The following is a 10,477-nucleotide window of genomic DNA, read 5'->3' as shown; positions in this document are numbered from 1 at the left end:
ACCGCTGACCGCTGACCGCTGACCGCTGACCGCTGACCGCTGACCGCTGACCGCTGACCGCTGACCGCTGACCGCTGACCGCTGACCGCTGACCGCTGACCGCTGACCGCTGACCGCTGACCGCTGATAGCTGACCGCTGACCGCTGAATGCTTACGATTATCTGGCTCAACTTAGAATACTCTACCGGAAGAGGAATTTTTCAAAGATGATAGTCCACTGGTTATTAGGATAGAGCAGATATCGGTATAGTATTAAGAGCGACGGATAGCCGGTGAATATTGCTGTTTTAGTTAATGTCTGGTAAAATAACACCCTTCAAGGGCTGTGTGGGAGTGGATTAATGAAACCCCTATTTAAGGATACGCTGGCATGGGAACAAGCTCAACTGCTGATGCAACCTACGTTTATTCGTATAATAGACCAAATTGGGCGACAGTTGGAGCCAACAAACTGGAAAGTCACCTATCAAAACGTTACTACACCCATACCGGGCTATGAGATGTGTTTGGCACATCAAGATACTTCAGTAGCCATTAATTTATGGGATTTGTGTTTCCAAGTCTGTTTTCGTGACTATAAGCCCACCCAGTCTGAATTAGACACTCAGCCAGTAGAAATTGACCCGATGCTGATTGATCAGGCTGGTGAGGTGGATTGGCAGTGTCTAGATGCAAAAGCCAAACAGCTAGTAGAAGAAGTTGTGGCAGGATTGCCACTGGTAGATACCAATGACAAATGACCAATTGCTAGATGCCCAGCGCCTGGCTGGGGCAAAGTTTGAGTCGGTGGCTTCACGGATGATTCCCGTAAGCTTTGGCAATGATGCAGCAGGGATTGAAGCAGCCCGTCAGGGAGTTGCCTTAGTTGATTGTTGCCATTGGGGGTTGATCAAAGTATCTGGTGATGACCGACTACGCTATCTACACAATCAAAGCACCAATGACTTCCAAACACGAAGGCCAGGCCAAGGCTGTGAGACGGTTTTTGTCACATCTACAGCTCGGACTATTGACTTAGCTACTGCCTATATCTTAGCAGATTCAGTGCTATTACTAGTTTCTCCAAATTGCCGCCAGCAGATCATGGAGTGGCTGGATCGTTATATCTTTCCCATGGATCAAGTGGCATTACAGGATGTATCGGATCACCATGCTGTTTTATCCTTGATTGGACCGGTTAGTGATGCCCTCTTAACAGGCTTGGGTGTCGAGATATCAGGAGAAGATGCTAGTCACCAGCAACTGATGCTCGGGGATAATCAAGTCCGCATCGCTGTCGGGAGTTGCTTGGCAATGCCTGGATATACTGTAATTTGCCCTGCCGAGAATGCTGCCCAAGTTTGGCAGACCTTAACCACAGCAGGAGCAATCCCCATAGGCGATCGCGTTTGGGAACAGTTGCGTATCCAACAGGGACGCCCTGCGCCAGGTCATGAACTGACCGAAGATTACAATCCTCTCGAAGCTGGTTTATGGCAAAGCATTTCCTTTAGCAAAGGCTGTTACATTGGTCAAGAAACCATTGCGCGCTTGAATACCTACAAAGGAGTGAAGCAACGACTATGGGGTATCCGCTTAAGTGCTCCTACTGACCTAGGAAGTGTCATTACCGTAGATGGAGAAAAAGTGGGCAAGCTGACCAGCTTGACGGAAACTGACCAGGGAGTGTTTGGTTTAGCTTATATCCGCACTAAGGCTGGTGGTGCAGGGTTAAAAGTTCTCTTAGGGGACGTCGAAGGGGAAATTGTGCCTGTACCTTGCTTGAGTCATGACTATTATGATCCAAGTGCTGAGTAAGTTATCAGCAATCAGCAATCAGCAATCAGCCATCAGCCATCAGCCATCAGCCATCAGCCATCAGCGATCAGCGATCAGCTATTCCCGTAGCGTGGGCGTAGCTTGAGCCATTCCCGTAGCGTGGCCCAAAGGCCAAGACTGAGGGCTGAGGGCGGAGGGCTGAGAGCCTGCGAATGCTTACTGCGATAAAATGTAAGACTAAAGCATTCACACTCCTCCTTTGAGGACATCCAGTTTATGGCCCTGCCAATTGTTGCAGTTATCGGACGCCCGAATGTGGGGAAATCAACCCTAGTCAATCGTTTGGCCGGGGTGACCGATGCTATTGTCCACAACCAACCAGGAGTAACCCGCGATCGCACTTATCGCGCTGCTTTCTGGCAAGACCGAGACTACCTGGTTGTCGATACTGGCGGCTTAGTCTTTGATGACAATACCGAGTTCTTGCCCTTGATTCGAGAACAGGCAATGGCAGCTTTGGCTGAAGCTAGTGCAGCAGTGTTGGTGGTGGATGGTCAAGCCGGACCCACAGCTGGAGATGAAGCGATCGCGCAATGGTTACGTATACAAAATACCCCAGTTGTGCTAGCTGTCAATAAATGTGAATCTCCCCAGCAAGGAATTATTCTAGCCTCCCAGTTTTGGGAACTGAATTTAGGAGAACCCTTCCCGGTCTCAGCAATTCATGGCAATGGTACAGGAGAATTACTAGAGAAACTGGTTACCTACCTGCCCAATGTAGACAATATCCCAGAAATCCCAGAGATTAAAGTCGCTATTGTCGGACGCCCCAATGTGGGAAAGTCCAGCTTATTGAACACCCTCACTGGGGAAAATCGCTCCATCGTTAGTCCAATTTCTGGCACGACTCGTGATGCCATTGATATGGTAGTAGAACGGTCAGCAGATCCAGAAAAGGGTACTGAAGCCCAAACCTATCGGTTGATTGACACCGCTGGCATTCGCAAAAAGAAAAACGTTACTTACGGACCGGAATTTTTTGGCATTAATCGTGCCTTCAAAGCCATTCGCCGCTCAGATGTAGTGCTACTGGTGATTGATGCTATAGATGGCGTGACAGAGCAAGACCAAAAACTGGCAGGACGTATTGCTGATGAAGGGCGTGCTGCGGTAATTGTAGTCAATAAGTGGGATGCCATAGAAAAAGATTCCTACACTATCTATGACTACCAAAAACAGGTAAAAGACCGACTGAGTTTTATCGAGTGGGCTGAAATCATATTTGTTAGTGCCATGACAGGCAAGCGAGTCGAAACAATTTTGGATTTAGTTGACACCGCTGCCAATCAACATGGACGTCGTGTCTCTACCTCTGTAATTAATGAAGTCCTACAAGAAGCCGTTAGCTGGTACACTCCTCCCACCAATCGCCAAGGGCGTCAGGGCAAAATCTACTACGGCACCCAGGTAAGAACTAAACCCCCCACTATTGCCCTGTTTGTTAACGACCCCAAACGCTTCAAAGAAAACTACCGTCGCTACATAGAGCGTCAGTTCCGCCAACAATTAGATTTCACCGGTACACCACTACGCTTACTGTGGCGAGGTAAAAAAGTCCGTGATGGAGAAGAAGCTCAAATCAACCTGAATCGAGCTACCCGTGTGTGACAACTAACCCCCTCGACCACTGCCCCACTCAGCACTCAGCACTAACATGGACTTATTGCGATCGCTTCCCATCGGACTGTATTTGGAACAACCAGTAACCTGGATGCATCACCTCGACTCCAGGGTCAAGATGTTTTGGTTGACCAGTTTTCTGATCGCACCCCTGTTGGCAAATCCCTACTCTAGGATCGGGTTATCCTCGTTACTGATTTTAATCACCTTATCTGCTAGGATTCCCTGGCGGGTGTGGCGTCAGCAAATGGGTTGGTTGTTGATGCTGGCATGTTTTGTCTTCCTGATCACTGCGATCGCTCCAGATGGTATGGCCATTGACCATCAAGTCAGACTACCTGAAGAACTCACCCTACCTCAACCTAGTGACTACCGTTATGTGATCTGGAGTGGTAAAGCCTTTACTATGATTAGTGTTACTATTACTCGTCGCTCAATAGATTTAGCGATCCGCATCAGCACAACTCTATTTATCCTAGTTTACAGTTCAAGTCTCTTCCTGCTTACCACAGCACCAGAAGAAATTACCGCAGGTTTAGAAAGCTTAATCAAACCCTTACGGCGTTTGAATGTTCCAGTTACCGAAATTCTGCTGACCTTAACCCTTTCCTTGCGCTTTATCCCCCTAGTGCTCGAAGAAGTACAGAATTTAGGTCGTTCCATACGCACTCGTGCTATCAACTGGAAAAAACTCGGTCTGAGCCGAAGCCTACAAGTTTGGTTAATGGTTGCGGAAAAGCTTCTGGAAAATCTGCTGTTACGGGCTGAGCAAATTGCTAGTGCCATGACTGTCAGAGGCTTTACTAGTCCCAATGAACATCAAGTGGAGTGGCATCAACTGCGCTTACGCTGGTGTGATTGGTTAGCACTGGCAAGTTTACTAGTATTTTGGGGAGTAAGATTAACCTGGGGTTGGAAAATTTGAATCTTTTGTGAAAAACATAGCTATGGTTTAATCTAGGTAACTTAAAGCAATCCCTAGGCTTTAAAACCGGAACAGTCAAAAGATATGTATCTCAGCCATCTCTATGACAAATCAATCACCGTCCGAGCGGACATCACCCCCAACAGCTCCTCAGCCAAGTCGTAAACCAATTCTAGACCTTGATGAATTACTGGCAATTATCGTAGCCTTCGCTACTATTGGTCTAATTCTGTTTTGGGGAACGAGGGGCAACCGGGGAAAATTTAGCTTAAAATCCGTTGATTCTCCCATAGCATCATCTAAGTCAACGGGGGAATCATCAATATTCCCAAGCCTTAAATCAATCACGGGTGGGGGTAAGTCATCATCTGCGCGTTCCTCATGGTCCAAATCAAGAAATCGTTCTTTGTTTAGGGGATATTCACCTGATCCAGCTACCGGTTTAATGCTTGGGTCAGCTCAACAAGATAACTCACCAGAGGACTCAGAAACTAATCAATTCCTGGGGCTATTCTCATCGGGGTACTCATCGACAGGATATCCCGACCGCACCATGGCTAAGGGCAAAGCCCGAGGCGATAGCACTACTGACGGTAGCACAGGTTCTGACAAAGCCGGATCAGATGGCACTACTGACGGTAGCACAGGTCCTGACAAAGCCGAATCCTCATCACAAACTATCCCTATAGATGTTAGCGATTTCCGCTCCATTCAACCAGCAGAGATTCCTAATAATCATTGGGCAAGTCCTTTCATGAGACCTCTAGCCAAGAAGAAGGTATTAATTAACTTACCGGATCAGAAATTTCAACCGGACAGACCGGTGACACGGGGAGAGTTGGCTGCTCAAATTCAAAAAGTGTTTAAAGAGCAGAAGAAGCGACAACGAGTAAATTATAAGGATAAACCTACTGATAAATCAGCCTCTAAAGCCATTGATGAAGCTACCGAAACCGGCTTCATGTCAGGATATCCCGGAGAGAAGTTCCGTCCTGAGCAAAAGGTTCCTCGTGTACAGGTTTTGGTTAGCCTGATTAGCGGTCTTGATCTTCAACCTTCATCGAATCCAGCCAAAACCTTACAGATTTACCGAGATAAGAATCAGATTCCTGAGTGGGCGATTGATAAAGTAGCAGCAGCAACAGAAGCGGGTATAGTTGTTAACTACAGTGACAAAACCTTGCTCAGACCCAATGAACCTGCTACTCATGCTGAAATGGTCTCTATGCTTTATCAGGCTTTGGTCAAATCAGATAAGGCTCAAGGGGTTTCCTCTCCATATATTGTAGCTCCAAAATAGAATTATCGGTAACCCGTTCAGGTAATGATTAGGCCATTTTAATCAACTTTATTGATTAGCCCGGAGTTAAAACTCCGGGCAATATTTTTTATGGGAATAGTAGGATAGCCATTTTCAATTGGGCTACCTTATTGGTTATAGGAAACAGGGAATAGGGAGCTTCCGAGCAGGGAGTAGGAAACAAAGAAAAAAATCCTGTGTACCTCATTACTATGACAAAGCCTTGTCAAGCATGAACCATTACCAAAGTGCTCTGACAGGTATCCCAATTGGGGTTCGAGGAGGAGTTGTCACTGTTGGCTGTACAGGAGTGGAAATGACAGTTCTCCGAATACGGTTCATCCGTTCGATACGCCTCTGTTGGAGAGACTCTAACACCTCGCTAACACTACTGGTAACCCTCCTAGTGTCTGAACTCGCCAAAGCAATTGAACTAACAACATTAACGATACGATTCCCAGCCATCAAGACTTGCTTACCTTCTATCAAATGCCATTGCCTGAGCTTGGAAGTCGGTAGCCAAACAGTTTGGCTCTCACCGTTGTCAAGCTTAACCTTTACCATATTGCCAACGATACTCTTGATAGTACCTTTGTTAAGCTCTTGCCCCCTATCTTGTTTGAGGATCCGGTTTTGGGCTTGTTCACCCATTGGATTAGCCTTAGCGGGAGCCATAGCAAGGGTACACAGCAGCAGTGACAAGGTAGTCCCTGTCCAGACATTCAAGTTTTTAATTTTCATCATCAACTTAACTTATATTTATGTTAATCGAAGGATTTAAAATTAACTAATCTACTGTAAAATCTACGGAAATCATAGATTTTTTCCGGAATATTTATCAGGAAATTTACTAATTTTTTATAAAAACAACAATTCTAACCTGGGTGTTAAGGTTTTTGGTAATGTGGCTTTTCAAGTCTATTAAAGTGATGTTATAAAGTTGTTATAAATAAAAAATCATTAGGAATGGTGAGAGGTAAATTGCTATCTCGGAGCTTAATGCTACTCTGCTTGAGTATAGTAATTCCAATACTTGATGGGCAACAGCAGGTAGCTGCCTCTGAAAAAACCAGTAGTCCTGACGCTACTACCAAAGAGGTTTTACATCAAAATCAATTGCCTGGAATTGAAGTCCCAAAATTGCCACCCCTTGGAGACCCGGATATATATCTTCCTCTAGAAGAAGACATCCCAGCAGAGGCTACTCAAATTACTCGTTTGGTGATTAAATTGAGTGAACGTCGTGTTTATGTCTATCAAGCGGCTCAAGTGCTAAACAGTTACCCAATTGCCATTGGTAAAGCGGGTTGGGAAACACCAACAGGCAATTTTGAAGTGATCCAAAAGCTTCAGGATCCAGCTTGGGAGCATCCCTGGACAGGTGAAGTAATTCCTCCAGGGCCGAATAATCCCCTTGGCGATCGCTGGATTGGTTTTTGGACTAATGGGAAGAATTATATTGGATTTCATGGAACAACTGCTGAGGAACTCGTCGGACAAGCTGTTTCTCACGGTTGCATCCGAATGCTCAATAAAGATGTCCGAGATTTATTTGAAAAGGTGGCTATAGGAACACCGGTAATCGTACAGCCTTGACATCCTCTCCGGGAATAGGTTAAACCCGAGACCTAGAGACTTGAGCCCTTAGCTCTTCATAATTATAAGATTATAACAGCTGAAAACCCCGTCACAAAGCGAGCGGGGATGAAAGCTTATAGCGGCTTGACGCGCCTTCTAGGAGTGGGAGAATTTCATCTTGTATCACTACAGAAAGTGTAAGCTGATGCGTATTTAAATTGGTTTTTCCCAGATCCGCTGTTCCCAGATCCGCTGTTCCCTTTGAGAGATTTAGGTATCCCAATCTAAATGCTGAACAGCTTAACAATGCCACTTGTCGTTTTGTTCTAAGTCTGCTAGCATAATAATATAGCAGAAGAGGTCGAGTTCTGATGATCATACTTGAGTTTAAGGCATACGGAAAAAAAGGACAGTATCAATCCATTGATGAGGCGATTAGGACTGTCAAGTTTGTGCGAAATAGCTGTCTTCGTCTGTGGATGGACAATCAAGGTCTAAATAAATATGATTTAAACAAATATTGTAAGACCTTGGCCAAGAATTTTTCATTTGCCAATGAACTGAACTCGACTGCTCGTCAAGCTGCGGCTGAAAGGGCATGGTCATCGATTGCTCGTTTCTTTGATAACTGCAAGAAAAAGGTACCTGGCAAAAAAGGCTTTCCCAAATTCCAAAAGCATTGCCGTTCTGTTGAATATAAGCAATCTGGTTGGAAAATATCTCCAGACAAAAAGTCTATTACATTCACCGACAAAAAAGGGATAGGAAGGCTTAGATTAAAGGGTACATGGGACTTGTGGCGTTTTGAAAAAAAACAGATCAAGCGGGTTCGGATAGTAAAAAGAGCTGACGGCTATTATGTTCAGTTTGGTGTTTCCGTTGATTGTACGGAAACTTTAAGACCTACTGGCAATACTGTTGGCTTGGACGTGGGGCTAAAAGAGTTCTATACCGACTCTAATAGCTATGCCGAACCTAATCCTCGATTCTACAGAAAAGGGGAGAAAAACCTTAAATTTTATCAACGTCGAGTATCTCGCAAAAAGAAAGGCTCAGCTAACCGTAAGAAAGCAATTAATAGACTAGGTAGGGCACACCTCAAAATAAGTAGGCAACGTCAAGAACACGCCAAGAGACTGGCGCGTTGCGTAGTCCAATCTAACGATTTGGTCGCTTACGTTCGCGCAGCGTGCCGTAAGGCAAGATTTGAGAGTCAGGAATTTGGTTAAAAATCACTGTCTAGCCAAGTCTATTAATGATGCAGGTTGGTATCAATTCAGAAAATGGCTAGAACATTTTGGTCAGAAGTTTGGCAGGGTGACTGTAGCAGTAAATCCTGCCTATACTAGCCAGAATTGCTCTCAATGTGGCGAGGTAGTGAAAAAGTCTCTATCAACTAGGACTCATGCCTGCAAATGTGGTTGTCAATTAGACCGCGACCACAACGCTGCAATCAATATTCTTGAAAGAGCCTTAGGTACGGTGGGGCACACCGGAACCTGGATCATTGATCCGAACTCTTCCGGAGATCTGTCCTCTACTTTTCCTGACTCCGGTTTGGTTGAGCAAGATGGGTCGTTGAACGAAGAATCCCCGCGTATGCGCGACCGGGGAGTGTCAATAATTTTTCGATAGCGATGAGTTAAATAGATCCCACGCTTAGCGCACTCCCAATTGATTTGGGGTCAAAGAACCAATGGTGAAATTATTGCCCCTATACCTCGACTTGTGGTCTGTTGCTCCACTTCCGGTCTTGGAGAGTTTCACAACTCAAATCCGATTGTTATAGTTATGATGGTGTAGGTTAAACTAACCGAAAACTATCTAGAGAAACTATCTAGAGAAAATATTAAGGTCAGCACCCCCCTGTTGCCTAGACGGGGCTTCAAGCCTCCGAGGCTAGGTAGCAGGGTGAAAACCGCACTTGACGTTCGTTTTTCCGACCCGGCCCCCCATAAACGGGGTTTCCAAACTTCAAACTTGTTTTTTTATGAGTAAATCAATAATTGAGTTAGTTGATGAACTGTCAACAGATAGCCTAACCGTAAAAATACTGAACGCACTGGATTTTGTGATCCCAGGGGAGTGGGAAAACCTCGTGGGGTTTAACCACACCATTCGCAAGCTAACTGGGGAAGAGGATTACGAGGTGATTACGAAAATTCGCGATCGCGCCCTCGCCATCTACGAAGACCCCAATGAGGGATACCAAAAAGCCGTTGGAATTTATCAAAAGTTTGACAGAACTGACAAAGCGATCGCAGCAGCCGCTTTAGCTGACAAAGTCGGGGATACCTTTAGGTGGATCCCGTTTTTAGAGAAACTGACTCCTAAAGCTGACAAGCTTCAAGGGGTTGACTTGGGTCTGAAATTAGTGGGGGAATTACTTGCCCATAGCAAAATTCACAAGGTTGGCTTGAATCCCTTTGAGTTTGCCAGTTCTATCCGGGAAAACTATGATCAAGCTGCTCTGATGCGGATGGTAGCTTTAGTTTGCATTGATGGGGTAATTCCTCTTGGTGCAGACTTTGTGTCTAAAGTAGGAAATACCCTTGAAGAAGGAGATCAATCAGCCTTTGCCAACAATGATGAGTTTGAAGCCATCAGTGACTCAATCCCAGATGGCGATAAACAGGGATTCATTACTCAAACCTTTGATGCAGTTGGTGGCTGGATGGATAATTTAGTTTCCTCTGTTGGATTAAGCCGTGATTCACTGTCCGATAGTTTGGGGGGCTTTGTAGAAATTGCCGATGACAAGTTAGACTATGTGGCGGCATTTCTAGACGCTAGCACTAACTACTATGAGCATACTGGCATTCAAACCGTTGCGCGTCATTTAATTCTTCGTGCCGCTGAAGAAATTGACTAGGGTAGTGGTAACTGCTCACCCTAAATGATCAGTGATCAGTATAGATCAGTATAGACGTTCCATCAATCTACCCCAAGGGGACTCCCGTTATACCCGCAGGGTTAGCGGGAGGGGAATTGGGGACTGGATCTCTTGGGTTTCCTTAAAGTTTTTGCTAAGATAAATGTATGATCGCACCGTAAAAAGTGCCGGTTTATTCGCAAGCTGAAAAGCCTCTGTCTTGATGCAATAGCGAGTGGTTTGTTCGCGTTCGCCTTTGGCGTGGCCTACGGCCAAGCGTCGCCTTTGGCGATAGTTACCGTAAGACAGGCTCGCCTTAATCAATAAGTTTTAACCCTTTTTTGCATAACCTACCAACCATAA

Annotated in this window: 10 protein-coding genes and 3 pseudogenes; 9 read left to right on the top strand and 4 right to left on the bottom strand. The window is 45.4% G+C overall.

What is annotated here, in order from left to right; genetic code table 11:
* Both F6K20_RS39865 and F6K20_RS39860 read right to left on the bottom strand, forming a co-directional pair.
* A pseudogene (locus tag F6K20_RS39865) lies at positions 1–91 on the bottom strand (hypothetical protein); the annotation flags it as partial.
* Positions 61–171, bottom strand: a pseudogene (locus tag F6K20_RS39860) (hypothetical protein); the annotation flags it as partial. The pseudogenes F6K20_RS39865 and F6K20_RS39860, both read right to left, overlap by 31 nt.
* Positions 172–342: 171 nt before the next feature.
* Here F6K20_RS39860 and F6K20_RS10555 point away from each other — a divergent pair.
* The 6 genes from F6K20_RS10555 to F6K20_RS10530 all read left to right on the top strand — a co-directional run bounded on the left by F6K20_RS10555 (position 343) and on the right by F6K20_RS10530 (position 5,664).
* Positions 343–741 (top strand): hypothetical protein, encoded by a 399-nt coding sequence (locus F6K20_RS10555; protein ID WP_008190663.1) that lies wholly within the window; start codon positions 343–345, stop codon positions 739–741.
* Positions 731–1,798 carry a CAF17-like 4Fe-4S cluster assembly/insertion protein YgfZ gene (gene ygfZ / locus F6K20_RS10550; protein WP_008190662.1) on the top strand — a complete coding sequence of 356 codons (1,068 nt, stop codon included), beginning with the start codon at positions 731–733 and terminating at the stop codon, positions 1,796–1,798. The genes F6K20_RS10555 and ygfZ overlap by 11 nt, the downstream gene beginning before the upstream one ends.
* Positions 1,770–1,904, top strand: a complete 135-nt coding sequence (locus tag F6K20_RS10545) for a hypothetical protein (RefSeq protein WP_287252366.1) — start codon at positions 1,770–1,772, stop codon at positions 1,902–1,904. Before ygfZ ends, F6K20_RS10545 begins: the two co-directional genes overlap by 29 nt.
* A gap of 131 nt (positions 1,905–2,035) precedes the next feature.
* On the top strand, positions 2,036–3,427 hold the full coding sequence (gene der / locus F6K20_RS10540) for a ribosome biogenesis GTPase Der (protein WP_287294616.1): 1,392 nt from the start codon (positions 2,036–2,038) through the stop codon (positions 3,425–3,427).
* Between the two features lie 46 nt (positions 3,428–3,473).
* Entirely contained in the window at positions 3,474–4,364 is an 891-nt protein-coding gene (locus tag F6K20_RS10535) for an energy-coupling factor transporter transmembrane component T family protein (RefSeq protein ID WP_008190658.1), read from the top strand.
* Between the two features lie 103 nt (positions 4,365–4,467).
* Entirely contained in the window at positions 4,468–5,664 is a 1,197-nt protein-coding gene (locus tag F6K20_RS10530; RefSeq protein WP_287294614.1) for an S-layer homology domain-containing protein, read from the top strand.
* 240 nt (positions 5,665–5,904) lie between these two features.
* Here the strand turns inward: F6K20_RS10530 and F6K20_RS10525 are convergent, their stop codons facing one another.
* On the bottom strand, positions 5,905–6,408 hold the full coding sequence (locus tag F6K20_RS10525; RefSeq protein WP_131827103.1) for a hypothetical protein: 504 nt from the start codon (positions 6,406–6,408) through the stop codon (positions 5,905–5,907).
* 222 nt (positions 6,409–6,630) lie between these two features.
* On the opposite strand from F6K20_RS10525, the gene F6K20_RS10520 reads away from it, so the two are divergent.
* From F6K20_RS10520 to F6K20_RS10510, 3 genes and pseudogenes are all read left to right on the top strand, one after another.
* The gene (locus tag F6K20_RS10520; RefSeq protein WP_008190650.1) at positions 6,631–7,260 is read left to right on the top strand and encodes a L,D-transpeptidase; all 630 of its coding nucleotides are present in this window, start codon (positions 6,631–6,633) and stop codon (positions 7,258–7,260) included.
* A 353-nt stretch (positions 7,261–7,613) separates the two neighbouring features.
* A pseudogene (locus F6K20_RS10515) lies at positions 7,614–8,877 on the top strand (RNA-guided endonuclease InsQ/TnpB family protein).
* A gap of 355 nt (positions 8,878–9,232) precedes the next feature.
* On the top strand, positions 9,233–10,114 hold the full coding sequence (locus F6K20_RS10510) for a hypothetical protein (protein WP_008190642.1): 882 nt from the start codon (positions 9,233–9,235) through the stop codon (positions 10,112–10,114).
* 87 nt (positions 10,115–10,201) lie between these two features.
* On the opposite strand, the gene F6K20_RS10505 is transcribed toward F6K20_RS10510, so the two are convergent.
* A complete protein-coding gene (locus tag F6K20_RS10505; protein ID WP_131827104.1) occupies positions 10,202–10,438 on the bottom strand; it encodes a hypothetical protein in 237 nt (78 codons plus the stop codon).
* Positions 10,439–10,477 lie beyond the last annotated feature (39 nt).

The organism is Moorena sp. SIO2C4 (assembly GCF_010672485.1).
Taxonomy (GTDB): Bacteria; Cyanobacteriota; Cyanobacteriia; order Cyanobacteriales; family Coleofasciculaceae; genus Moorena; species Moorena producens.
The sequence above is the reverse complement of the archived record's forward strand: the minus strand, read 5'-3'. Positions and strand labels throughout refer to the sequence as shown.